The 24330-nt window shown below is 64.5% G+C and carries 17 protein-coding genes; 10 read left to right on the top strand and 7 right to left on the bottom strand.

Annotated features, from left to right (window positions below; all coding sequences use genetic code 11):
* Positions 1–27 precede the first annotated feature (27 nt).
* The 4 genes from JY96_RS22505 to JY96_RS17910 all read left to right on the top strand — a co-directional run bounded on the left by JY96_RS22505 (position 28) and on the right by JY96_RS17910 (position 7132).
* On the top strand, positions 28–558 hold the full coding sequence (locus JY96_RS22505) for a hypothetical protein (RefSeq protein WP_052162698.1): 531 nt from the start codon (positions 28–30) through the stop codon (positions 556–558).
* Positions 559–882: 324 nt separating this feature from the next.
* Positions 883–3477: a bifunctional aconitate hydratase 2/2-methylisocitrate dehydratase gene (gene acnB, locus JY96_RS17920; RefSeq protein WP_035039531.1), complete on the top strand. Its 2595-nt coding sequence runs from the start codon at positions 883–885 to the stop codon at positions 3475–3477.
* 158 nt (positions 3478–3635) lie between these two features.
* Entirely contained in the window at positions 3636–6026 is a 2391-nt protein-coding gene (locus JY96_RS17915) for a penicillin-binding protein 1A (RefSeq protein WP_152606563.1), read from the top strand.
* 218 nt (positions 6027–6244) lie between these two features.
* Positions 6245–7132 (top strand): NAD-dependent epimerase/dehydratase family protein, encoded by an 888-nt coding sequence (locus tag JY96_RS17910; RefSeq protein ID WP_035039530.1) that lies wholly within the window; start codon positions 6245–6247, stop codon positions 7130–7132.
* A gap of 56 nt (positions 7133–7188) precedes the next feature.
* On the opposite strand, the gene JY96_RS17905 is transcribed toward JY96_RS17910, so the two are convergent.
* A complete protein-coding gene (locus JY96_RS17905; RefSeq protein WP_235333971.1) occupies positions 7189–7683 on the bottom strand; it encodes a helix-turn-helix domain-containing protein in 495 nt (164 codons plus the stop codon).
* 151 nt (positions 7684–7834) lie between these two features.
* Between JY96_RS17905 and JY96_RS22500 the strand changes: the two genes are divergently transcribed.
* Positions 7835–8662, top strand: coding sequence for an alpha/beta fold hydrolase (locus tag JY96_RS22500; protein ID WP_052162697.1), 828 nt, complete (start codon positions 7835–7837; stop codon positions 8660–8662).
* Here JY96_RS22500 and JY96_RS17895 read toward each other — a convergent pair.
* The 3 genes from JY96_RS17895 to JY96_RS17885 all read right to left on the bottom strand — a co-directional run bounded on the left by JY96_RS17895 (position 8613) and on the right by JY96_RS17885 (position 11935).
* Positions 8613–9272, bottom strand: a complete 660-nt coding sequence (locus JY96_RS17895) for a M48 family metallopeptidase (RefSeq protein ID WP_081961388.1) — start codon at positions 9270–9272, stop codon at positions 8613–8615. The genes JY96_RS22500 and JY96_RS17895 overlap by 50 nt on opposite strands.
* The gene (gene sbcB / locus JY96_RS17890) at positions 9250–10704 is read right to left on the bottom strand and encodes an exodeoxyribonuclease I (RefSeq protein WP_035039527.1); all 1455 of its coding nucleotides are present in this window, start codon (positions 10702–10704) and stop codon (positions 9250–9252) included. The genes JY96_RS17895 and sbcB overlap by 23 nt, the downstream gene beginning before the upstream one ends.
* 109 nt (positions 10705–10813) lie before the next feature.
* Entirely contained in the window at positions 10814–11935 is a 1122-nt protein-coding gene (locus JY96_RS17885; RefSeq protein ID WP_035039525.1) for a beta-ketoacyl-ACP synthase III, read from the bottom strand.
* Between the two features lie 271 nt (positions 11936–12206).
* Between JY96_RS17885 and JY96_RS17880 the strand changes: the two genes are divergently transcribed.
* Genes JY96_RS17880 through JY96_RS17870 form a run of 3 tightly spaced genes read left to right on the top strand, consistent with a single transcriptional unit; the run spans position 12207 to position 16456 of the window.
* Positions 12207–15626 carry a response regulator gene (locus JY96_RS17880; protein ID WP_152606561.1) on the top strand — a complete coding sequence of 1140 codons (3420 nt, stop codon included), beginning with the start codon at positions 12207–12209 and terminating at the stop codon, positions 15624–15626.
* A gap of 27 nt (positions 15627–15653) precedes the next feature.
* Positions 15654–15926, top strand: coding sequence for a PepSY domain-containing protein (locus JY96_RS17875; protein WP_052162695.1), 273 nt, complete (start codon positions 15654–15656; stop codon positions 15924–15926).
* A complete protein-coding gene (locus tag JY96_RS17870) occupies positions 15926–16456 on the top strand; it encodes a cytochrome b/b6 domain-containing protein (protein WP_035039523.1) in 531 nt (176 codons plus the stop codon). The genes JY96_RS17875 and JY96_RS17870 overlap by 1 nt, the downstream gene beginning before the upstream one ends.
* A gap of 40 nt (positions 16457–16496) precedes the next feature.
* Here the strand turns inward: JY96_RS17870 and JY96_RS17865 are convergent, their stop codons facing one another.
* Positions 16497–17186, bottom strand: a complete 690-nt coding sequence (locus JY96_RS17865) for an RluA family pseudouridine synthase (RefSeq protein WP_052162982.1) — start codon at positions 17184–17186, stop codon at positions 16497–16499.
* A gap of 132 nt (positions 17187–17318) precedes the next feature.
* Between JY96_RS17865 and JY96_RS17860 the strand changes: the two genes are divergently transcribed.
* Positions 17319–18878, top strand: coding sequence for a PAS domain-containing methyl-accepting chemotaxis protein (locus tag JY96_RS17860; RefSeq protein ID WP_035039521.1), 1560 nt, complete (start codon positions 17319–17321; stop codon positions 18876–18878).
* 43 nt (positions 18879–18921) lie between these two features.
* Here the strand turns inward: JY96_RS17860 and JY96_RS17855 are convergent, their stop codons facing one another.
* On the bottom strand, positions 18922–19932 hold the full coding sequence (locus tag JY96_RS17855) for a bile acid:sodium symporter family protein (RefSeq protein ID WP_052162694.1): 1011 nt from the start codon (positions 19930–19932) through the stop codon (positions 18922–18924).
* 111 nt (positions 19933–20043) lie between these two features.
* On the opposite strand from JY96_RS17855, the gene acnA reads away from it, so the two are divergent.
* Entirely contained in the window at positions 20044–22788 is a 2745-nt protein-coding gene (gene acnA, locus JY96_RS17850) for an aconitate hydratase AcnA (protein WP_052162693.1), read from the top strand.
* Positions 22789–22834: 46 nt separating this feature from the next.
* On the opposite strand, the gene JY96_RS17845 is transcribed toward acnA, so the two are convergent.
* Complete coding sequence (locus JY96_RS17845) at positions 22835–24274, bottom strand: hypothetical protein (RefSeq protein WP_200883526.1); 1440 nt, start codon at positions 24272–24274, stop codon at positions 22835–22837.
* Between the last annotated feature and the right edge of the window lie 56 nt (positions 24275–24330).

The raw sequence follows: 24330 nt of genomic DNA, 5'->3' as shown, positions 1-24330 counted from the left end.
CCAGTGATTGAAGTAAGGCCCCTCGCCATGACGAAGACCGCTACCCCCCGCATCCAGCGCCATCAACGTATCCGCACCCTGGCCTTGTCGGCCGGCATGGTGCTGGGCATGGTTGCCGCCACCTTCGGCCCCCAACTGGCGCACGCCGCCAGCGCATCCAAGAAGATCCTCGCCGAAAAATTTGTGGCCCTGCCTGAAGCCACGCCGGACCAGCTCCAGGCCGCCGAGCGTGTCATGGTGGGCAGCTACAACTGCGAATTCGGCAAGCGCGTCTCCGTGGGTGCTGACAGCCGGAACAAGGGCTACTTCAAGCTGACGCTGGGCAAGCAGTCGTGGACCATGAAGCCCGTTCTGTCCAACACGGGCGCCATCCGCCTGGAAGACGTCAAGGGCGGCACCCTGCTGATCCAGATCCTGACCAAATCCATGCTGATGGACGTCAAGGCCGGCCACCGCCTGGTGGATGGCTGCGCCAACGACACCCAGCGCGCCGCCGAGGCCGAACTGGCCAGGCAGCCTCGCCCCGCCCTGTTTGAAGCGCCCGCTGGCGCCCAGTAAATCACGGCAAGCCGCAAAAGACGCGTGACGCGTCGTGCACCCACCGTGCACGGCCAGCGCACCCAGATGAAGCCCGGGCATCCCCCGGGCTTTGTTTTTTGCCCTCGCTGGCAGCCCGGATGCCGCCTCTCCCCCCTGTTTACGCGAACAATTCCCCCTGGCAAGGCATCGGAATGCCCTCACGTGGGCGATAATCTTGGGCTGCACGGAAATTGCATTTCCCTGTGACCGCGACGCGTTGTCTGCCCCGTTTGCGCCCCACGATGGTGATTCGGCAGGGCACGCGTCTGAAGCGTTTTGCCCCATCCACTCCAGGTGAACACCATGTTGCAAGCCTATCGCCAACACGTTGCCGAGCGCGCCGCGCTGGGTATCCCCCCTCTGGCCCTGTCTGCTCAGCAAGTTGCCGAGCTGATCGAGTTGATCAAGAACCCGCCCGCTGGCGAAGACGCCTTCCTGCTGGATCTGCTGACGCACCGCGTGCCCCCCGGCGTGGACGACGCGGCCAAGGTCAAAGCCTCCTTCCTGTCGGCCGTGGCCCATGGCGACATCAAGGTTGCCCTGATCTCCAAGGCCAAGGCCACCGAGTTGCTGGGCACCATGGTGGGCGGCTACAACGTCAAGCCCCTGATCGACCTGCTGTCCGACGCGGAAGTTGGCGCCGTCGCCGCTGACGCGCTGAAAAAGACCCTGCTGATGTTCGACGCCTTCCATGACGTCGCCGAACTGGTCAAGGCTGGCAATGCCAACGCCAAGGCCGTGATGCAATCGTGGGCGGACGCCGAGTGGTTCACCACCCGTCCTGAAGTCGCCAAGAAGATCACCGTGACCGTGTTCAAGGTGCCTGGCGAAACCAACACCGACGACCTGTCGCCCGCTCCGGACGCCTGGAGCCGCCCTGACATCCCGATGCACTATCTGGCGATGCTCAAGAACACCCGTCCTGACGCGGCCTTCAAGCCCGAAGAAGACGGCAAGCGCGGCCCGATGCAGTTCATCGAAGACCTGAAGAAGAAGGGCAACCTGGTTGCCTACGTTGGCGACGTGGTCGGCACCGGTTCTTCGCGCAAGTCGGCCACCAACAGTGTGATCTGGGCCACGGGCGAAGACATCCCCTTCGTGCCCAACAAGCGCTTCGGCGGCGTGACCCTGGGCGGCAAGATCGCCCCCATCTTCTTCAACACGCAAGAAGACTCCGGCTCGCTGCCGATCGAAGTGGACGTGTCCGCTTTCGAAATGGGCGATGTCATCGACATCTACCCCTATGACGGCAAGATCGAAAAGAACGGCGCTGAAGCTGCCAAGTTCGAACTGAAGTCGCAAGTGCTGCTGGACGAAGTCCGCGCTGGTGGCCGCATCAACCTGATCATCGGCCGCTCGCTGACTGGCAAGGCACGTGAGTTCCTGGGCCTGCCCGCTTCGACCCTGTTCCGCCTGCCCGTGGCCCCCAAGGACACCGGCAAGGGCTTCACCCTGGCCCAGAAGATGGTCGGCCGCGCTGTTGGTCTGCCCGAAGGCCAAGGCGTGCGTCCTGGCACCTACTGCGAACCCAAGATGACCACCGTTGGTTCGCAAGACACCACCGGCCCGATGACCCGCGACGAACTGAAGGACCTGGCTTGCCTGGGCTTCAGCGCCGACCTGGTCATGCAATCGTTCTGCCACACGGCTGCTTATCCGAAGCCCGTGGACGTGAAGATGCACCGCGAGCTGCCCGCTTTCATCTCCAACCGCGGCGGCGTGGCCCTGCGTCCTGGTGACGGCGTGATCCACTCGTGGCTGAACCGTCTGCTGTTGCCTGACACCGTCGGCACCGGTGGCGACTCGCACACCCGCTTCCCCATCGGCATCTCCTTCCCCGCTGGTTCGGGCCTGGTCGCCTTCGGCGCCGCCACCGGCGTGATGCCTCTGGACATGCCTGAGTCCGTGCTGGTGCGCTTCAAGGGCAAGATGCAGCCTGGCATCACCCTGCGTGACCTGGTGCACGCCATCCCCCTGTACGCCATCAAGGCTGGTCTGCTGACCGTGGCCAAGGCCGGCAAGAAGAACATCTTCTCGGGCCGCGTGCTGGAAATCGAAGGCCTGCCTGACCTGAAGGTCGAGCAAGCGTTCGAGTTGTCTGACGCTTCGGCTGAGCGTTCCGCTGCTGGTTGCACCATCAAGCTGAACAAGGAGCCTGTGGCCGAGTACCTGAAGTCGAACATCGTTCTGATGAAGAACATGATCGCCGACGGTTACGCCGACGCTCGCACCCTGCAGCGCCGCATCGAAGCCCAGGAAGCCTGGCTGGCCAACCCCCAGCTGCTGGAAGCCGACAAGGACGCCGAGTACGCCGCCGTGATCGAGATCGATCTGGCTGACATCAAGGAGCCCATCGTCTGCTGCCCGAACGACCCGGACGACGCCAAGTTCCTGTCCGAAGTCGCTGGCACCAAGATCGACGAAGCCTTCATCGGTTCTTGCATGACCAACATCGGCCACTTCCGTGCCGCCGGCAAGCTGCTGGAAGGCAAGAAGGACATCCCGGTGCGTCTGTGGGTGGCTCCGCCCACCAAGATGGATGCTGCCGAGCTGACCAAGGAAGGCTTCTACAACACCTTCGGCACCGCTGGCGCCCGTACCGAAATGCCTGGCTGCTCGCTGTGCATGGGTAACCAGGCTCAGATCAAGGAAGGCTCGACCTGTATCTCCACGTCGACCCGCAACTTCCCGAACCGTCTGGGCAAGAACACCAACGTGTTCCTGGGCTCGGCCGAGCTGACTGCCGTGGCTTCCAAGCTGGGCAAGCTGCCGACGCCAGCCGAGTACATGGCTGAAGTGGGCGTGGTGGCCAAGGACGCCGACAAGATCTACAAGTACATGAACTTCAACCAGATTGAAGAGTACGTGGAAACGGCCAAGGGCGTGAAGGCCGCCTGAGCCTGAAGCCCCCTCACAAGCCCGCCCGGGAAACCAGGCGGGCTTTTTCTTTTGGCGATGCGAAAGCGCGCTCACCGTTTGTCACGCCCACGGCGAACCAGGGCTGATAATCCACGGCTCTGCCTGGCCGGATGCCAGGCGCGCGCATAGGATCTTGCATGTCCGAGAAGATCGAAGATGTCTCCCTGTGGGCCCGCATTACCAGCGGCCCGGTTCTGAAGAAACTGCTGTGGCTGGGCGCCGTTGCCGCCGTGATCGGCCTGTTGACCCTGCTGGCCTCGATCGCCGTGCTCTACCCCCAGTTGCCCGACACCAGCGGCCTGGCGCACTACCAGCCCAAGCAACCCCTGCGCGTCTACACAGCTGATGGCGTCGAGATCGGCGGTTTTGGCAACGAGAAGCGCCTGTACCAGCACTTCGACCAGATCCCCAAGCTGATGCGCGACAGCCTGCTGGCGGTGGAAGACGCCCGCTTTTACGAGCACCCCGGCATCGACGTGGTGGGGGTGCTGCGCGCGGTGGTGTCCAACCTCACGGGTGGCCGCACGCAAGGCGCCTCCACCATCACCCAGCAAGTGGCGCGCACCTTCTTTCTCACGCGAGAAAAGACGCTGAGCCGCAAGCTCAAGGAGGCCATGCTGTCCTTGAAGATCGAGCATGAACTGAGCAAGAACCAGATTCTTGAGCTCTACATGAACCAGATCTACCTGGGGGCCCGTGCCTACGGTTTTGCAGAAGCCGCGCAAACCTACTTCGGCAAGCCCCTGAGCGCCCTGTCCGCCGCTGAATGCGCGATGCTGGCCGGCCTGCCGCAGAACCCCTCCAACGTGAACCCCATCCGCAACCCGGAACGGGCGCGTGCGCGGCAACTCATTGCCCTGATGCGCATGCATGCGCAAGGCGTGCTGGATGACACCCAGTACGCGGCAGCCAAGGCTGAAAAGCTCAATGTGCGCGCCCCCGGCGAGGTCGAAGTACACGCCGAGTTCGTGGCCGAAATGGCCCGCGCCCAGGTGTTCGCCCGCTACGGCGAGGCAGCCTACAGCACGGGCATGAAGGTGGTGACCACCTTGCGTGCCAACGAACAGCAAGCCGCCTACAAGGCCGTGCGCAAGACGCTGATCGACCGCGAACTGCAGCAGGCCTGGCGCGGCCCCGAGGACCACGAGGAACTCGACAACAGCCTGGAAGACACCGACCCGGCCGTCTCGCAGGCCCTGGCCGATTACAACGACGACGAGGTCCTCAAGATCGCCATCGTGACCGAGGCCTCGCCCAAGCGCGTAGTGGTGGTGCTGGCGTCCGGCGAGGTGATCACCATCACCGGCAAGGGCTTGCGGCAGGCGCAACCCGGCCTGTCAGCCAAGGCCAGCGCCAAGCTGCGCATCCAGCGTGGCGCCGTGGTGCGCGTGCTGCAACAAGGCAAGGACTGGACGATCACGCAATGGCCCGAAGCCGAAAGCGCGCTGGTCGCCATCAACCCGCATGACGGTGAAGTCCACGCGCTGGTGGGCGGCTTCGACTTCCGCGCCAACCAGTTCAACCACGTGACCCAGGGCTGGCGCCAGCCCGGCTCCAGCTACAAACCCTTCCTGTACGCCGCCGCCATGGAAAACGGCGTCATGCCGGAGACCATCATCAACGACGCGCCCCTGACCGGCCTGGGTGACTGGAATCCGCAGAACGCCGACGGCAGCGCCGATGGCCCGATCACCTTGCGTGAAGCCCTTGCCCATTCCAAGAATCTGGTCAGCATCCGACTGGTGCAGTTGTTGGGCCCAGATGCTGCACGCGATTGGACCGGCCACTACGGCTTTGATGTCGACAAGCAGCCCAACAACCTGACGCTGGCTTTGGGCGCTGGCTCAACCACCCCAATTCAACTGGCCAGCGCCTACGCGGTCATCGCCAATGGCGGCCTGAAGGTGACGCCTGTGGTGATCAGGCGCATCACCGATGTCGACGGCAAGACGGTGTTCGAAGCACCCGCGGCCACGGTGGACGAGAGCCAGCGCGCGGTCCCGGCCCGCAACGCCTTCATGACGGCCTCGCTGCTGCAGGAGGTCGCACGCAGCGGCACAGCTGCACGCGCCCAGGCCCAGCTCAAACGCCCGGACATCTATGGCAAGACCGGCACCACCAACGACGTGGTGGACGCCTGGTTTGCCGGCTTCCAGCCCAATCTGGTGGCGGTGGTGTGGGTGGGCTATGACAAGCCACAGTCCCTGGGCAGCCACAGCTCGGGTGCCTCGCTGGCCCTGCCGATCTGGATCAATTTCATGGCCACGGCCCTGGCTCACGAACCGGTGAAGGAAATCAGCCCGCCAGCAGAAGGCCTGGTGCGCAGCGACACGGACTGGCGCTACGCCGAATGGGCCGACGGGGGCTTCATCACCTCCCTGGGGCTGGATGACCAGGTCATCAACCGCTCATTGATCCCGATGCCACCCGGTGCGGCATCTGCGGCATCTGCGGCGTCCGAGCCGGGGCTGATCATGGGCTCCCCCAAAGGGCCTGACCCATCGCTGTTCCCGGACATCCACAACTGATTGACCAGGCTTCAGCGTTCACGTTCAATGTGAACGGCAGGCGCTTGAGCACGGGCGCCCAACCCCGCCAGACGGAGGCAATCCCTGTGCAATATGCCAGGAGAGGCTAAGTCCCGGTGGCGCCGCCTGTGCATGCCGATAGCTTGTGGCACGCTCCTCGGTGACGCCGAGTTTCGACGCGTCCGCGACCTGCTCAACGTCAACAAGGAGCCTCGATCATGAACGTCCTGCTTTGCGGATCGTCCGGTTTCATCGGCCGCAACATCGCCAAGGCGCTGGTCACCGCCGGGCACCGGGTCATGGCCACGCGCTCGCCCGCCGGCTCTGCAGATGCCCAGGCCATCGCCGTCGATTTCAGCCGCGATACCGACCCGGCGATCTGGCTGGCCCGACTCAAAGGCGTGGACGCGGTGGTCAACGCCGTGGGCGTTTTGCGCGATACCCGCCAGCGGCCCATCCAGGTGGTGCACACCGAGGTGCCCAAGGCCTTGTACACGGCGTGTGCGCAGGCGGGCGTGCGGCGCGTGGTCCACGTCTCTGCGCTGGGCATCGAGGGCAGCAACACCGCCTATGCGCAGACCAAGCTGGCCGCTGAACGGCACCTGCTGGGCCTCACCGAACAGGGCCTGCTGGATGGCGTGGTGCTGCGGCCGAGTGTGGTGTTCGGTGCCAATGGTGACAGCAGCAAGCTGTTCGTGAATCTGGCTCAGTTGCCGGTGCTGATGCTGCCCCAAGCCATGATCCGTGCACGCATCCAGCCCGTTGCAGTGGGGGATCTGGCATTGGCCATCGCCCGGCTTCTGCAGGAGTCGCGTTCGCTGAAGGGTATCCTGCCCTGTGTGGGTGCCACGCCTTTGAGCATGGCCGACTTCATTGGCAGCCTGCGCCAGCAGCTGGGCAAAGGCAAGGCTTTGGTCATGCCCCTTCCCGGCTTCATGACCACGCTGAGCGCCCGCATTGGCGACCAGATCCCGGCCCTGCCCTTTTGCACGGAAACGCTGTCCCTGCTGGAGCAGGACAATGTCGCGCCCGTTCAGGCCTTCACCGAAGTCCTGGGCCGACGCCCCATCGGGCATCAGGATCTGGTCAAGACCTCATGGCATTGACGCGCGCATGAGGCGTAGGCCTGGCCAGGCACCTTCTCCGAGATAGGCCCGATCAATCAGCCCTTGCCAGCTCGGCGCACTTCGGCCATCTCGGCGATCTCTGCCATGCGTTGGCGCACCGCCTGCCCGGCCCCAGGCCCCGCCACAGGCATCACCTCGGACACATCCAGCACCTCACCGTTGGCCGAGCGCAGCACCATGGGCGCGATCTCCTCGCCCGTGCGGCGCGCCACGATGCGCACCGGTGGCCCCTTGGGTGCGCTGGCGTGCTTGTCACCCCATTGCAGCATGGCCACCAGCACCGGAAACAGATCCCGACCCTTGGCACTGAGCCGGTAGGACAAGGCCTTGCCGCTGGCGCTGGTGGCCTCGACCACCAGGATGCCGCCCTCCACCAACTTGCCCAGGCGCTGCGTGAGCACATTGGGCGCGATGCCCAGGGCCTTCTCGAATTCGCCGAACTTGCGGCTGCCGAAAAACGCCTCGCGCACGATCAGAAACGTCCACCAGTCGCCCACCAGCTCAAGCGTGCGGGCAATGGAACAGCTCATCTTGGCAAACGAGGTGCGGCGCATGGGGGCTTTCGAAGACAGGAAAGGTGCAAAGAAGGCAGAGAAAAGGCTGGCGCTTGCAGGCAAGGCATTTCGTTTCTATACTGACCCAACTACTTGCTTTATGCAAGTAAATTTTTGGAGACGATCCATGAGCCAGACCACGCCAGACACCGCCCTGTTCATCCACTCCACAGGCATGGGCCCCTTCATGTGGAAGCGCCTGATGGGCACCGTGCCCGAAGGCATGCGCAGCCTGGCGGTGGTGAACCGGGGTTATGCACCCGATGACCTGATGCCCGCCGGCACACCGTTTTCCATGGACATGGACCTGGCGCACATCCGCGCGCAGATCCCGTCGGATACGAATGGGCTGCATCTGGTGGCCCACTCGTATGGCGGCCTGCTCGCCCTGCTGCTGACGCTGGACAAGGACCTGCCCATCAAGTCACTGTGGCTGTACGAGCCCGTGATGTTCGGCTCGCTGCGCCTGGTGCAGGATGAACTCGAAGGCGAACTGGGTGCCGAAATACGTGGCATGTACGGGCCCGACAGCGTCTTCACCAAGGCCGAGCAAGGCGGTACGGACGAATGGCTGGAGGCCTTCATCAACTACTGGAACGGCCCGGGCGCCTGGTCTTTCATGCCCGACAAGGTCAAGGCGCCGATGCGGGCTGTCGGCTGGAAGATGTCTCAAGAGGTGAGCCTGATCGGTACCCTGCCGCGCCACTTCGAGGACTTCCGCGTCGAGCAGCCCTTGACGCTGGTCCATGGTGAACACACCCGCCTGCCCGCGCGTGAGATGACCCACCGCCTGGCCCGCGTGAACGACCACGCCTTGCTGGAGACCATGCCTGGCCTGGGTCACATGTCCGTGGTGACCGATGTGGACCGCGTGGCGCCCAGCCTGCAGGCCCACTGGCAGCGCATCATGGCTGCGCCGGATTCGTCTCAGGCGCCTCAGGCGCGTCGGGCTTGACCCGGGCCAGATCCTGCGCCACAAGGTAGAGGCGCAGGTCGAATTCGTACTGGTGGTAGCTGGGCTCCATGTGCGTGCACAGCTGGTAGAAGGCCTTGTCATGGGCCTTCTCTTTCAAGTGCGCCAGTTCGTGCACGACGATCATGCGCAGGAACTCCGGCGCCGCCTCGCGGAACAGGCTGGCCACGCGGATCTCGCGCTTGGCCTTGAGCTTGCCGCCCTGCACGCGTGACACCGCCGTGTGCGTGCCCAGCGCCTGCGTGATCACCTTGAGCTTGTTGTCATACGCCACCTTGCTGATCTGGTCGGCGTTGCGCATGTAGCGGGCCTTGAGGTCCATCACATACTCGTACAAGGCCGCGTCGGATTTGACCTCGTGCCGATCAGGGTAGCGGCGCGCCAGCGTGTCGGCCAGCTTGCCTTCGTCGATCAGTTGCTGCACTTGCTGCAGCAGGTGCGGTGGATAGCCGCTCAGATAACGCAGATGCGGCGGCGCACTGCGGATCACCGGCACCAGTGTCTGCACGCCTGGCCGGGCTACGCCACCTTGAGCACCACCAAGCGTGCCCGCGGCCGACTCGCCTGATTTACGGTGCGATCTGCTCGGCATAGTCGTACAGCGCCCCCAGGATGTCCTGGCCGCGCTCGTCATCCTCGCTCAAGGACTCGCCCAGCGCATCGATGCGCTCGAAGAAGGCCGCGAGCGACAGGCCGCCGCCCTGCCCTTCATGCAGGCGGGCCATGCGCAGCTCATGCCAACGGGCCTGCTCGGCCTCGCTCAGGGTGTCCGGGAAGTTGCGGGCGCGGTAGCGGAACAGCACCTCTTCCAGGCGTTCGTCCACGAAGCCTGGCGTGCGCTCGGCCAGTTGCGCGGGCGACAGGCCACGCAGGCGTTGCAGCACACGGCGATCTTCATTGCCGATGAAGCCGCCATACAGGTCTTCGTCCACGTCGACTTCAGTGCGCGCATCTGGCCGCGTGTACAGCTCCGCCCAGATGCCGTCCATGCTGGCCGCGTGCTGGGCCGCCGTCTCGGCGTGGGCCATGGCCTTGTCCAGGTCCAGCCCCCACTTGGTGATCAAGGCGGGGCTCAGGATCTTGAGGTTGCCGATCACGATGGGCGACTTGTTGATGTGCACGCTCTTGACGGGCAGGCGGGTCACACCCTCAGGCAGATCGGCCGTCTTGCTGAACATGCGCAGACGCATGTCGGCGGCGCTCATGCCGAACAGCTCGCTGGGGTCATGGGCCAGGTCCCACACCAGGATCTCGTTCTTGTTGCTGGGGTGCTGGGCCAGCGGGTAGACCAGGGCCATGCAACCGCGCTCGTGGCTAAACATACCCGAGATGTGCAGGAAGGGCCGCCACATCGCGCGCGGCTTGTCCAGCCCGGCTTCGGCCAGCACGGCGTCCTTCTTGCGCAGCTTCAGGCAGAAGTCCCACAGCTTGGGCTGGGCCTGCTTGATGAGCCGAGCCAGGCCCACGGTGGCCCGCACGTCAGACAAGGCGTCGTGCGCGGCCTCGTGGCTCAGGCCATTGGCAGCCGTCAGGTGCTCCAGCTTGAACGAGGGGCGGCCATCTTCGTGCTTCGGCCAGTTGATGCCTTCAGGGCGCAAGGCCCAGGTGCAGCGCACCACGTCCAGCAGGTCCCAGCGGCCACAGCCGTTCTGCCACTCGCGCGCATACGGGTCGATCAGGTTGCGCCAGAACAGGTGGCGCGTCACCTCGTCGTCGAAGCGGATGGTGTTGTAGCCCACGCCCACCGTGTTGGGCTGCGCCAGTTCGCGCTCGATGGCATCGGCAAAACGGTGCTCGGGCACGCCGCGCTCCAGACAGGTCTGCGGCAGGATGCCGGTGAGCAGGCAGGCTTCCGGATCAGGCAGGTAGTCCGGCGCGGGCTGGCAGTACTGCATCAGCGGCGCACCGATCTCGTTGAGGTCGGCATCCGTGCGCACACCGGCGAACTGCGAGGGGCGATCACGCCGGGCGACTTTGCCGAAGGTCTCGTAGTCGTGCCAGTAGAAGGTGAAGTCGTTGCTCATGGCCAAAAAAGAAAACGGCCCGCTGGTCTACCCGGCGGGCCGTGGTCGGGATGCGGCGATTGTGCCCGCGTCAAGCAGGCCCGGCTCTCCGCCCGATGAGGGATGCGGCTCAGCGCTTGCGCACCACCACGCTGCCCACCGAATAACCTGCGCCGAAGGAGCAGATCACGCCCACATCGCCCTTGGCCAGATCGGCACGGTACTTGTGGAAGGCAATGATGGAGCCGGCCGACGAGGTGTTGGCGAATTCGTCCAGGATCAGCGGCGCGGTATCCGGCGTGACCTCGGCGTTGATCAGCCGCTTGACGATCAGCTGGTTCATCGACAGGTTGGCCTGGTGCAACCAGAAGCGGCGCACCGAAGTGGGCTCCAGGCCCAGCGGCGCGAGCTGCGACTCGATGTGGGCGGCGGCAATGGGCACCACTTCCTTGAACACCTTGCGGCCTTCCTGGCGGAAGGTCTTGTCGCGGGCCTTGGGGTCGCTGTCTTCGCTGCGGTTGAGGTAGCCGAAGTTGTTGCGGATGTTGTTGGAGAACTGCGTGGCCAGCTTGGTGCCCAGCACTTCCCATTGTTCGGCCGAGGTGGCGGTGTCGGCACGCTCGACGATGGTGGCCGTGGCCACGTCACCGAAGATGAAGTGGCAATCGCGGTCCTTCCACTCCTGGTGGCCCGAGGTGATCTCGGGGTTGATCACCAGCACGCACTTGGCCGAGCCGGACTTGATCGCGTTGACCGCCTGCTCCAGGCCAAAGGTCGCAGCCGAGCAGGCCACGTTCATGTCGTAGCCGTAACCACGCGCACCAATGGCGTTCTGGATCTCGATGGCGATGGCCGGGTAGGCGCGTTGCAGGTTGGAGCACGAGCAGATCACCGCGTCGATGTCTTCGCCCTTCTTGCCGGCTGCGGCCATGGCCTTCTTGGCGGCTTCCACACCGATTTCGGCCAGGATGGACAGCTGGTCGTCCGAGCGCTCCTTGAAGCGCGGGTACATGCGCTTGGGATCAAGGATGCCTTCCTTGTCCATCACGTAGCGCTGCTTGATGCCGGACGCTTTTTCGATGAATTCGGAGCTGGAGTGGGTCAGGGCCGTCAGCGTACCGGCTTCGATTTCAGCGGCATGCTCGGCGTTGTAGTTGTCAACGTAAGCGTTGAACGACTCCACCAGTTCGGCGTTGGTGATGGTATGGGGCGGCTGGTACAGCCCAGTACCGCTGATGACAACTGCAGTCATGGCATCCGGTCTCTGAGGAAAAGCGTAGATTCTGCCACGAGCGCCCGGCACGCTCTGATCCACCTATTTGACATGCTGCAAATGCACTGGATACCTGTGGCCAAAGCACGCCATCCCCTGCCGGCAGAGGGCTTGCTGCGCGATCCGGGTTGCCCGTGGCAAGTCACCTCTGTTAGAAATCCACTGCTGCAGGCGAAAGCACGCAGGCGGGAGCCCCGCTGTACCGTCATCCTGGGCTCAGCAAGCTGGAGACCCCAGATTGGAGACCCTGATGGACCAGGCATTCACGGGCGAGCCCCCCGACATCGACCCTCAGCGACGCAGGCTGCTGATCGCGGCACTGATCTGGTCAGCGGCCGTGCTTGTCGGCGCACTCTGGGTAGACCATTACCGCATCCATGCTTTCCGGCAGGATGCGAGCGCCAACGCCAACCTTCGCCTGACCAGCCTCCAGGACAACGTCGAGAATCACTTTCGCTCGCTGGCGGCGCTGGGACAGGTCCTGGCCAAAGAGTCATCCTTCGTCGACTTTCTGAGCCAGAACATCGCACCCGATACCGTGGAATCGCGGGCCATCAAGCCCCAACGCCTGCGCGAGATGCTCACCGCGCAGCCTGCGGTGCAGAAGATGAGCCGGCAGCTCGACGGCATCGTCAGAAGCTTCCAGATCCGACAGGCGTATCTGCAGAATGCCTATGGCACCACGGTGGCCGACAGCACCTACCTCGACCCCCATTACTCGACCATCGGGCACAACTTCCACATCCGCGATTACTTTATCGACGCCATGGAGTCCGGCGCGGGCTTTCAGTTCGTGATGGGGCGGATCAGCCACAAGCCGGGCTTCAATTTCTCGGCCCGCATTGACGATGGCACGCGGGCGCTGGGCGTGCTCATCCTCAAGACGGACCCGGCTTCCATGGCGCGTCTGTTCACGGACACGACCGGGCGCTACCTGCACATCGTCGACGCCAATGGCGTGATCGTGGCGGGCAACCAGGCCGAGGCCACCTTGCACCAGGTCCCAGGTGGGCCTGCACTGGCGGGCAGAGAAAAACAGATGGAGGGGGCCTACCTCGGCATGCCCAAGCCAGTTGGCTGGAAACCCATCACCGTCGACGATGGCAAGGGTGCGCAAGCCGGCATGGAAATCGGGCGGCAGCGCTATCTGGCCCTGACACGCCAACTCAACGGCTACCCTTACACGCTGTGGGTGCTGACACCACTGGCGGCCGAAGCAGCCATCAGCGCCGCCACCACCGTCGGGGCGGCCCTGGCCATGGCCTTTGGCTGGCTCGTCATCTGGGCCTATCTGAGGCGGCTGGAACGGCAAAGTGCGGTGGAGCGGGTGCGCCGCGAAACACTGGACATGACCCGCGCCCTGCCCTTGACCTTGTTCCGCTATCGAGTGTCCCCTTCTGGGCGAGGCAAGTTCGCCTACATCGGCGCAGGCGTGAACCGGCTGTTCGGCCTGGACGAGACCACGCTGCAGGCCAACCCGGCTTTTGCCTGGGGCCCACATGCAGAACTGCCCACGCACCCGCCCACCACGCCGCTCGAGTTCGAGGTGGAGGCCCAATCCCAGAAGCACTGGATCAGCGTCAACAGCGCCGTGGCCCGCACGCCGGATGGCGGCGAGGTGTACGACGGCTACTGGCTGGACGTGACGGACCGACGCCAGGCCGAGCTGCGCTTCGATGCCGTCTTCAACCACGCCAGCTCGGCCTTCTTGTTCTTCCACCGGCAAAAGGGCATCCTGCGGTGCAACCCCGCCACACTGAGCCTGTTCGGCGCGGACCGCTTCGAGCAACTGCAAGGCCTGCGGCCCTGGCTCGCCCCGCTGTGCCAGCCCAAGCAACCCAACGGCGAAGCCAGCGAGGCACTGGCCGAACAGTTGCTCGACAGCGCGCGTGACGGCAGCCCGCCAGGGCGCATCGAATGGCGCCTGTGCCGGCTGGACCAGCAAACCTTTGACGCCGAAGTGATGCTGCTGTCTCTCGACCACGAGGACAAGGACCTGTACTTCGCCATCGTGGACGACGTGACCGCGCGCAAGCAGACCGAAGAGGCCTTGCGCTCGGCCAGCAAGGCCGCGCAGGAAACCACCCGGGCCAAGTCGGCCTTCCTGGCCAATATGAGCCACGAGATCCGCACGCCCATGAACGCCATCATCGGCATGACCCACCTGGCCCTGGACGACGCCCCGCCCGACAAGCTGCGCCAGTACGTGGTCAAGGCCCACCAGGCGGCCAACAACCTGCTGCAGATCATCAACGACGTGCTGGACATGTCCAAGATCGAGGCCGGCCACCTGGAGCTGGAGTGCATCGACTTCGAGCTGCAGGATGTGCTCACGCACGTGTCCGACGTGCTGGGCCTGCCCGCAGAGCGCAAGGGGCTGGAGCTGCTGTTCACCGCCCCGCCCGATCTGCCCGCGCACCTGATGGGTGACCCGACGCGCCTGCGCCAGATCCTGGTCAACCTGGGCTCGAACGCCATCAAGTTCACCGACCAGGGCAGCGTGACCATCGGCCTGGAAGTCCAGCACCGCAACGGGCAGGACATCGTGCTTCACGGCTGGGTGCGCGACACCGGCATGGGCATGAGCCCCGAGCAGCAAGCCAGGCTGTTCCAGCCCTTCACCCAGGTGGACGCCTCCACCACGCGGCGCTTTGGCGGCACCGGCCTGGGCCTGACCATCTCGCGGCAACTCACTGAGCGCATGGGCGGGCGCCTTTGGGTGGACAGTGAACTCCACCAGGGCTCGACCTTCCACTTCACCTTGCGCATGAGCCTGCCCGCCCGGTCCTCACCGATGGCGCTGGCCAGCGAGGACTGGCGCGGCAAGCACGTGCTGCTGGTCGACGACAACGCCGATGCCCGCCAGGTGCTGGGCCAGATGGCCTGCACCCTGGGCCTGAGCGTGGACTTCGCCAGTGGCGGCGATGAGGCGCTGGCGCACCTGCAACGGGCCCACGCACCCTACGACTGCATCATGCTGGACTGGAAGATGCCCGGCATGGACGGCATCACCTGCGCGCGGCACATCCACGAACTGGCCCAGGCCCGCTTCCCGGATGACAACCCCTGCATCCTGCTGGTCACGGCCTTCAACAAGGCGGATGCCTTGAAGGCGGCGCATGACGTCCCCCTGGCCGACATCCTGACCAAGCCCGTCACGCCCTCGACCCTGTTCGACAGCCTGACGCGCGCCATGAACCACGACCAGAGCCCTCACCAGGCGCTCACACTGCCCCAGGCCGAGCCGCCCAGACCCAAAGTGCCCCAGCTCACCGGAGTGCAGATCCTGCTGGTGGAAGACCAGCCCCTCAACCAGGAACTGGCCCGGGAGCTCCTCGCGCGCGCGGGTGCGGAAGTCACCATCGCGCAGGATGGCTATGAAGCCTTGCGCCTGCTGGAGGCCCACCCTGCCCGCTTCAACTGCGTGCTGATGGATTGCCAGATGCCCCATATGGACGGCTACACCACCACCGAACGCATCCGCAGCGATGCGCGCTGGAAGCACCTGCCCATCATCGCCATGACCGCCAGCGCCCTGGTGAGCGATCGGGAACGCGCGCTCGCCGTGGGCATGAACGACCACGTCCCCAAACCGCTGGACGTCAATCAGATGTACCAGGTCATCACGCGCTGGATTCAGGTCGCACATCGTGCGAGAATATCCGAGTAAATGCGAATGATTCTTAGGAGCATCTGAATGACACGTTTGACCGCTACCCTCGTTCTGGGCCTGGCTGCCCTCCCCCTGAGCGCCCTGGCCAGCGCCCATTGCGAAGCCCACCCCAAATCCGAATGGATCAAGGAAGGCGATGCCCGCGCCAAGCTGCTGGAGCAAGGCTACAAGATCCGCAAGTTCAAGGTCGAAGGCCAGTGCTACGAGATCTATGGCTGGAACAAGGATGGCAAGAAGGTCGAGATCTATTTCGACACCAAGACGCTGGACATCGTCAAGGCCGAGATCGAGAAGTGATGCCTGGCCGGGATGACACCGGCCCGGTACCGGTGTGGGGCGGCTTCGTCCGCCTGAGCCACTGGCTGGTGGCGGCCATCGTGCTGTTCAACCTGTTCAACGAGACCGGGCCAGTGCACCGCTATGCGGGGTATGTGGCGGCCGCTGCCGTCTTGCTACGGGTGATCTTCGGCATGAGCCGCTCACGTGGCGACGTGGCGCACGTCGGCCTGCCCTCATGGGCGGCGGTGCGGCAACATCTGCATGAACTGCGGCAACGCCAGGTGCAGCGCACCCTGGGGCACAACCCGGTTGGCATGCTCATGGCCTGGCTGCTGTGGGTACTGGTGCTCGCCTTGGGGCTCACCGGCTGGATGTCGCAGCTCGATGCCTACTGGGGCGAAGACTGGTTGATCGACACCCACCAGTACCTGGCCTGGGCACTGCAAGCCTGCGTGCTGGGCCACTGGGCGGGTGTGCTGGTGATGAGCGGGCTGCAAAAAGAAAACCTGGCCAAAGCCATGATCACGGGGCGCAAGAAGCCACTGTGAACGGCGCCGGGAACCGGCGCGTGCCGCTGAAGGCAAGCCTTCAAAAGGGTGCCGCGCACTCGAACCGGTGCACCACCTGCGTCACCGGGTGAGGCAAGGTCAGCTGGCTTGCATGCAGCATCAAGCGCGGCCAGGCCGCCTGCACGGCCTGATCGCCATACAGCGGGTCGCCCACGATGGGGTGGCCCAGCGCCAGCATGTGCACGCGCAACTGGTGCGAGCGCCCGGTGACGGGCTCCAGTTCCACCCGCGTCTGCCCCAGCGCCGTATCGCGTGACAGCACACGGTAACGCGTCAGCGATGGCTTGCCCCGTTCGTGGCAGACCATCTGCTTGGGCCGATTGGGCCAGTCCGTGATCAGGGGCAATGCCACCTCTCCGACATCATCGGCCAGCAAGCCATGGACCAGTGCCACATAGCGCTTGCTGACGTGCCGATCCTGAAACAGCATGCTCAGGGCGCGCTGCATGGCCTCGCCCCGCGCCAGCACCAGCAGCCCCGAGGTGGCCATGTCCAGCCGGTGGACGATCAGCGCGTCGCCATACTGGCGAGCCGCCCGGCTGATCAAACAATCGTCGCGCCCCTCGCCCCGCCCCGGCACGGACAGCAGGCCTGCCGGCTTGTTGAGCACCAGCAGGGTCTCGTCCACGAACACCACGTCCAGGCCCTGGTCGGGTGGCGGGCAATAAATGACATCGGGTGTGAAGGATGGCGCACTACGGCCACGCATATCGCTCATTCGCGACTCATAAGTTACTCAACACCAGGACAATAACGCCGAAAGACGAAGTGATTGCACATTAGGCGCGCGGGACGCTGGCCAGATCGGGCCGAGTCTAAACCCCACGCCGGAGGACGGCACATGAGGCTCAACCTGCCCGTTTCGGGGCAAGAGTATGACTACCCCGGCGAGGAAATGCTGGTGTCCATGACGGACAAGCAAGGCGTCATCACGCATTGCAATGCCGCCTTCACGCGCGTGAGCGGCTACACGCAGGAGGAGCTCATCGGGCAGCCGCACAACCTGATCCGCCACCCGGACATGCCCGAGGAAGCGTTCAAGGACATGTGGCGCACCATCGGCTTTGGCCGCTCGTGGACGGCCACGGTCAAGAATCGCCGCAAGAACGGTGACCACTACTGGGTCCAGGCCCACGTGACGCCGCTGCTCAGCCATGGCAAACCCATCGGCTACCTGTCGGTGCGGACCAAACCCACGCGCGAGCAGATCAACACCGCCCAATCGCTCTACAAGGACCTGATCGCGCAACGCGCCCTGGTCAGGCCCCGCTTCAAGCTGCATGCGGGCCGTGTGCGCTACTTCGGCATGCGCGACTGGGTGGGCAAGTTCGGTCGCGTGCACCTCACCGGCCGTGTTGGCATCGCGATGGCGCTCATCCTGCCGATGATGCTGGTGCCGTCCTGGCTGGGCCTGCCCGCGCACATCCTGCCCTGGGCGCAACTGGCGGTAGGTGCTGCCCTGTCCTTGGCCATGGTCAAGCTGCTGGATCTCACGGTGACCCAGCCTTTGAACCAGGCGATCCGCTTCATCAACAGCATGTCGGCGGGCGACCTGACGCAAGACATCTGGTCTGACCGCACCGATCAGGTCGGCATGCTGATGCGCGGCCTGCGCCAGGCCAACCTCAACACGCGCGCCTTCGTCAACGATGTGCGTTGCGAAACCGACGGCATCCAGCTGGCCATCGGCAACATCGCCCAGGGCAACCACCACCTGTCAACCCGCACCGACACCCAGGCGGGCAGCCTGGAGCGCACCACGGCGGCCATGTCCATGCTGACCAGCAACGTCAAGCAAACGGCCGACACCGCCCGCGAGGTGGCCCAGGTCAGCGAGAACACCTCGGCCGCGGCAGAGGCAGGCGGCCAGGCCGTCAGCCAGATCATCGAGGCCATGCAGGGCATCCAGGGTTCGTCGCAACGCATGAGCGAAATCACCCAGCTGATCGAGAGCATCGCGTTCCAGACCAATATCCTGGCGCTCAACGCAGCCGTGGAAGCCGCGCGGGCGGGCGAGCAAGGCCGTGGCTTTGCCGTGGTAGCGGCAGAGGTCAGGTCACTGGCTCGCCGCAGTTCGCAGGCTGCCAAGGAAATCCACAGCTTGATCAGCTCATCGGTGGAGCAGGTCGGCGATGGCACGCGTCAGGTGGAGGCGGCCGGCGAAACCATCAACCGCGTGGTCGAAGCCGTTTCGCAGGTCACCCAGTTGATCCAGGGCATCACAACGGCCACGGCCGAGCAATCTGACGACATCGCCAGCGTCAACCAGTCCATCAGCCAGATCGACAGCGCCACGCAGCAGAACGCCAGCCTGGTGGAGGAAGCGGCTGTGGCTGCGCAATCGCTGCAGCGTCAGGCACAGACCCTGGTGCGCGCCGCGCAGGTGTTCCGCGTGGGTTGACGTTGCCTGGGCTTGGTCGGGTCTCCTTAGGCCTGATCCTGCCTCAACTCGACACGATGGTCCGCGCCTCGCGCGCCGCATAACGCCGCGCCATCACGGCGCACACGAACAGCTGCAGCTGGTGGTACAGCATGATGGGCAGGATCAGCACCCCCATCGCCGCATTGCCACCAAACAGCAGCTTGGCCATGGGCATGCCCGAGGCCAGCGTCTTCTTGGAGCCGCAGAACACGGCCACGATCTCGTCTTCCACCTCAAAGCCCAAGGCGCGTGCCGCACGGCGCGTCACCCACAGCATGGGCAGGAGGAAGACCGCCGCGCCGATGATGGCCTGCGCCAGCAACCAGGGGCCGTGGCGCGTCCACAGCCCGTCGGCCACGGAGTCACTGAAGGCCGACCACACCAGCAGCACGATCACGCCGCGGTCGAACACCGTGGTGATGGGCTTGATGCGCGTGAACCAGGCCGACAGCCAGGGGCGCAACAGGTGCCCGATGACAAACGGCAGCAGCAACTGCTGCGCGACTTTGAGCATGGTGTGCCCGACATCCAGCTCGTGCCCCTGCCCGCTCATCACCAGGCTGACCAGCAAGGGCGTGATGAACACCCCCAGCAAGGTCGACAAGGTGGCATTGAGCACAGCCGCCGCCACGTGGCCGCGCGCCAGGGCCGTCATCGCCACCGAGGATGACACCGTCGAGGGCAGCACCGCCAGGTAAAAGAAACCCATGGCCAGGTCATGCGGCAACCAGCGGCCCAGCGACACGTAAAGCAGCCCCCACCACATGGGAAACAGGACATAGGTGCAGGCCTGCACCAGCACATGCAGCTTCCAGCGTGTGGCGCCGGTCTTCAGGCTGTCGGTCGACAAACCCATGCCGTGCAGGAAGAACAGCAGGAAGACCCCCACATCGGTCACCTGCCCCAGGTGCAGTACGCCTTCGCTGCGGCCCCATTGCGGCGCAAACGAGGCCAGCAGGACGGCCCCGACCATGGCCATCAAGAACCAATCGGCTGCGCCGGTTTGTCGACTGTATTTTTTAAACACCAGCATGGATCCTGTGTACGTGGCATGGCCACTCGCGGCGTATTGTCGCGCGCCGGGGCTTGCTGCCAAAATGAAGTTTTGTCGCATCCACCAACCATTGCAGACGGAGAACCATCCATGGCCAAAGCTTCCAAGGCAAGCCTTCCCCAGCACGCCAATGTGCACGCCTTTAAGCAGACCCTGAAGTCCTTCAAGACGGCGTCCGGCAAATCGCTGAAGTACTACGCCTTGCCCGAGCTGGCCAAGCTCCACCCCAACATCAACAAGCTGCCGGTGTCGATCCGCATCGTGCTCGAATCGGTGCTGCGCAATTGCGATGGCCAGAAGGTCACCGCCGAGCATGTGGCCCAGCTGGCCAATTGGCAGCCCAACGCCGAGCGTACCGACGAGATCCCCTTCGTGGTCGCGCGTGTGGTGCTGCAGGACTTCACCGGCGTCCCTCTGCTGGCTGACCTGGCCGCCATGCGCAATGTGGCGGCGACGCAGGGCAAGGATCCCAAGCGCATCGAACCCCTGGTGCCGGTTGACCTCGTGGTGGACCACTCCGTGATGATCGACCACTACGGCAGCAAGAAGGCGCTGGACCTCAACATGAAACTCGAGTTCGAGCGCAACGCCGAACGCTACGAGTTCATGAAATGGGGCATGCAGGCCTTCGACACCTTTGGCGTGGTGCCGCCGGGCTTTGGCATCGTGCACCAGGTCAACCTGGAATACCTCGCGCGCGGCGTGCACCAGACGAAGGAAGGCGTGGCCTACCCTGACACCCTGGTCGGCACCGACAGCCACACCACCATGATCAACGGCATCGGCGTGGTGGGCTGGGGCGTGGGCGGCATCGAGGCCGAAGCCGGCATGCTGGGCCAGCCCGTGTACTTCCTGACGCCCGACGTGGTCGGCATGGAGTTGACCGGCCGCCTGCGCGAGGGCGTGACCGCCACCGACCTGGTGCTCACCATCACCGAGATCCTGCGCAAGCAGAAAGTGGTGGGCAAGTTCGTCGAGTTCTATGGCGAGGGCACGGCGTCCCTGGCGCTGCCGGACCGCGCAACCATCGCCAACATGGCGCCCGAGTACGGTGCCACGATGGGCTTCTTCCCGGTGGACGACAAGACCATCGACTACTTCAAGGGCACGGGCCGCACCAAGGACGAGATCGCCGCATTCGAAGCCTACTTCAAGGCCCAGAAGCTGTTTGGTGTCCCCAAGGCCGGCGACATCAACTACTCCAGCGTCGTCAAGCTGGACCTGGGTACCGTGGCCCCGTCGCTGGCCGGCCCCAAGCGCCCGCAGGACCGCATCGAAATCACCAACCTGAGCAAGACCTTCACCGAGCTGTTCAGCAAGCCGATTGCCGACAACGGCTTCAACCAGCCAGCCGACAAGCTGGGCAAGACCTTCACCACGGCCAACGGTGTCGACATCAAGAACGGTGACGTGCTGATCGCCGCCATCACCTCCTGCACCAACACCTCCAACCCCAGCGTGCTGCTGGCTGCGGGCTTGCTGGCCAAGAAGGCCGTGGAGGCCGGGCTGAAGGTCAAACCGCATGTGAAGACGTCGCTGGCCCCGGGCTCACGCATCGTCACCGAGTACCTGGAGAAAGCAGGCTTGCTGCCCTACCTGGAAAAGCTGGGCTTCAATGTGGCGGCCTATGGCTGCACCACCTGTATCGGCAATGCGGGCGACCTCACGCCTGAGATCAACGAAGTCATCACCAGCAATGACCTGGTCTGTGCCGCCGTGCTCTCGGGCAACCGCAATTTCGAAGCCCGCATCCACCCGAACCTGAAGGCCAACTTCCTGGCCAGCCCGCCGCTGGTGGTGGCCTACGCGATCGCAGGCAACGTCACGCGCGACCTGATGACCGAGCCGGTGGGCAAGGGCAAGGGCGGCAAAGATGTGTACCTGGGCGACATCTGGCCCAGCAGCGACGAGGTCTACAAGCTGCTGAAGTACGCGATGGACGGCAAGGCTTTCAAGGACAACTACGCCAAGGTCAAGACCAAGCCCGGCAAGCTGTGGGAGCAGGCCAAGGGCGTCAAGGGGCAGGTCTACAGCTGGCCCAAGAGCAGCTACATCGCCCGGCCGCCCTTCTTCGATGGCTTCGAGCAGGCACCCAAGGCGGTCAAGCTTGGTGTCGACAAGGCCCGCATCATGGCGCTGTTCGGGGACTCCATCACCACCGACCACATCTCGCCGGCCGGCTCCATCAAGGAAGCCTCACCCGCCGGCCAGTACCTGGTCGAGCACGGTGTGCAGAAGGCCGACTTCAACAGCTATGGCTCACGCCGCGGCAACCACGAGGTGATGATGCGCGGCACCTTTGCCAATGTGCGCATCAAGAACCTGATGCTGCCTGCGGGCGCCGATGGCAGCCGCGAAGAAGGCGGCCTGACCTTGTTCCAACCCGACAAGCAGAAGATGTACATCTACGACGCGGCCATGAAGTACATCGCCGCGGGCACGCCCACGGTGATCTTCGGCGGCGAGGAATACGGCACGGGCTCCAGCCGGGACTGGGCAGCCAAGGGCACGCAATTGCTGGGCATCAAGGCCGTGGTGGCACGCAGCTTCGAGCGCATCCACCGCTCCAACCTCGTCGGCATGGGGGTCCTGCCCCTGCAGTTCAAGGGTGACGACTCCTGGCAGTCGCTGGGCCTCAAGGGCGATGAGGTGATCAGCATCGATCTGGGGGGCGAGATCAAACCCCAGGCCGATGTGAAGCTCATCATCGAACGCGCCGATGGCAGCCGGACCGAGGTCACGGTCAAGCTGCGCATCGACACGCCCATCGAGGTCAGCTACTACCAGCACGGTGGCATCCTGCCCTTCGTGCTGCGCCAGTTGCTGGCAGCCTGATCGACCGCCTGACCCGCGGCCCTGATCAGGCTCGCACTTCACCAGCTCAGGCCACCCGCTTGAGCTGGCGCAGGGCTTCGGGCATGAAGTAGTCGCGCCGCATCTGGCCGGGGTGGGCCACGAACAAGGGGCCCCAGGCCGGGTTGGCATCATGCAACTTGTTGAGTTGCGCGATGAGATTGGCTTGCAGCGTGCCGATGTTCTGGCCGGTGGCCAGCGCCTCCATCACCGCGGCGGACACCAGGTGCGCGGCATACAGTTTCTTGCCGCCCGGCGTAGGTGGCAGTGGCTTGCCGTCGCGCAACGGTACGCGCATGGCCTGCAGAATGGCCTCGTCAGAATCGGCCCAGCCCTGGATGTCGCCCAGCGCGTGGAACTCCAATGCCTTGGCCTTGCCTTTGACCAAGGTCTTGGCCACGATCTTGGCCGCCTTGCGTGCCAGCGAGGGCGAGATGGTCTGCCCCGCCAGCACGATGGTCTCGCGGTCCTTCTCGGTTTCAGCCGCGATCAGCTTGGACCAGGCCGTGTGCCCCGCGAAACTCAGCAAGGCCACCACCTCGGCGGCCAGATAGCCCCGCACGATGTCCGCAGGGTGCGGGTCATCATCCGGGCCATCACTGCGCAGCTTGGGCGGCTGGCCGAACGCCGCGCCCAGCCCCCGGAAATAGGCGATCAACCCGATGCCCGCAGCGGGCCCCAGGTTGAGGATGCCCATCACGTCGGACGAGGTCTCGTCGATGCGCTCGGCCCAGTAGTCGCCCAGACCATGCCCGAGTGAGGCGAGGTTGGTGCGCAAGGCCTGCGCCAGTTCGGCTTGCAAGCCCTTGTCCGCATGCAGGATGTCATGGCCTGCGGTTTCATGGCCCAAGGCCGCCCAGGCGATCAAGCCCCTGTCGGCATTGGCGGGCGGCATATTGACCACGGCCGCCCCGACATGGAAGGACTTGGCGGCATCGATGGGCCAGGTATAGGGGCCGGCCTCGGGGTTGCCCCATTTGGCCAGCGGCGGGATCACACCCAGATCGGGCGCCTTCACACCACGCCGGTCTTCTGCGCTGAGGAAGCCGTCATACAAGTCGGAGATGAACTCCTGAAAGCCGCGTGTCTCGGCTTTGAGGTAGCCCTCACCATGCTGAAGAATAGCCTGCCCCAAGTCGAACATCAGGCCCGCCGTGCTTTCACGATCAGGGTCACTGGCCAGGATCTTGTTGAACTTGGCAGCCCCCAGCCCGGTAATGATCTTGACGAAGGGGGCCACGTAGGACTGCTCATACAAGGGCGGGAACTTGCCCTCCACCGCCTTGAGCCTTTTGACAAACGCCGCGTAGTGGGTCGGGTCAGCCGGCCCCTTGCTCGTTGACACAGCCGCCTTGCGCGCATCTTCGATCACGGCGGCCATGCCTGCCAGCTTCAAAGGGTCAGCCAGTTTGCTGGCCGCTGCGCGTTTGCCCGAGTCAGACTTGGGTGCCTTCCTGGATGTGGCCATGGTGTGTCTCTTGCCCTGCTGTTGAAGATGGTTTCAGTCTAGGCAGGCCACATGAC

The sequence above is a fragment of the Aquabacterium sp. NJ1 genome (genome assembly GCF_000768065.1).
Classification (GTDB): domain Bacteria; phylum Pseudomonadota; class Gammaproteobacteria; order Burkholderiales; family Burkholderiaceae_C; genus Aquabacterium.
Note: the sequence above shows the minus strand (reverse complement) of the source record. Positions and strands in the feature narration are given on the sequence as shown.

Excerpts from the sequence above, each read along its gene's own strand:
- JY96_RS17910 (WP_035039530.1), top strand. The coding sequence starts at position 6,245 with ATGAACGTCCTGCTTTGCGGATCGTCCGGTTTCATCGGCCGCAACATC.
- JY96_RS17855 (WP_052162694.1), bottom strand. The coding sequence starts at position 19,932 with ATGCTGGTGTTTAAAAAATACAGTCGACAAACCGGCGCAGCCGATTGG.
- acnA (WP_052162693.1), top strand. The coding sequence starts at position 20,044 with ATGGCCAAAGCTTCCAAGGCAAGCCTTCCCCAGCACGCCAATGTGCAC.
- JY96_RS17905 (WP_235333971.1), bottom strand. The coding sequence starts at position 7,683 with ATGAGCTGTTCCATTGCCCGCACGCTTGAGCTGGTGGGCGACTGGTGG.
- JY96_RS17865 (WP_052162982.1), bottom strand. The coding sequence starts at position 17,186 with ATGCGTGGCCGTAGTGCGCCATCCTTCACACCCGATGTCATTTATTGC.
- JY96_RS17875 (WP_052162695.1), top strand. The coding sequence starts at position 15,654 with ATGACACGTTTGACCGCTACCCTCGTTCTGGGCCTGGCTGCCCTCCCC.
- acnB (WP_035039531.1), top strand. The coding sequence starts at position 883 with ATGTTGCAAGCCTATCGCCAACACGTTGCCGAGCGCGCCGCGCTGGGT.
- JY96_RS22505 (WP_052162698.1), top strand. The coding sequence starts at position 28 with ATGACGAAGACCGCTACCCCCCGCATCCAGCGCCATCAACGTATCCGC.
- sbcB (WP_035039527.1), bottom strand. The coding sequence starts at position 10,704 with ATGAGCAACGACTTCACCTTCTACTGGCACGACTACGAGACCTTCGGC.
- JY96_RS17915 (WP_152606563.1), top strand. The coding sequence starts at position 3,636 with ATGTCCGAGAAGATCGAAGATGTCTCCCTGTGGGCCCGCATTACCAGC.
- JY96_RS17895 (WP_081961388.1), bottom strand. The coding sequence starts at position 9,272 with ATGCCGAGCAGATCGCACCGTAAATCAGGCGAGTCGGCCGCGGGCACG.
- JY96_RS17880 (WP_152606561.1), top strand. The coding sequence starts at position 12,207 with ATGGACCAGGCATTCACGGGCGAGCCCCCCGACATCGACCCTCAGCGA.
- JY96_RS17860 (WP_035039521.1), top strand. The coding sequence starts at position 17,319 with ATGAGGCTCAACCTGCCCGTTTCGGGGCAAGAGTATGACTACCCCGGC.
- JY96_RS17845 (WP_200883526.1), bottom strand. The coding sequence starts at position 24,274 with ATGGCCACATCCAGGAAGGCACCCAAGTCTGACTCGGGCAAACGCGCA.
- JY96_RS22500 (WP_052162697.1), top strand. The coding sequence starts at position 7,835 with ATGAGCCAGACCACGCCAGACACCGCCCTGTTCATCCACTCCACAGGC.
- JY96_RS17870 (WP_035039523.1), top strand. The coding sequence starts at position 15,926 with ATGCCTGGCCGGGATGACACCGGCCCGGTACCGGTGTGGGGCGGCTTC.
- JY96_RS17885 (WP_035039525.1), bottom strand. The coding sequence starts at position 11,935 with ATGACTGCAGTTGTCATCAGCGGTACTGGGCTGTACCAGCCGCCCCAT.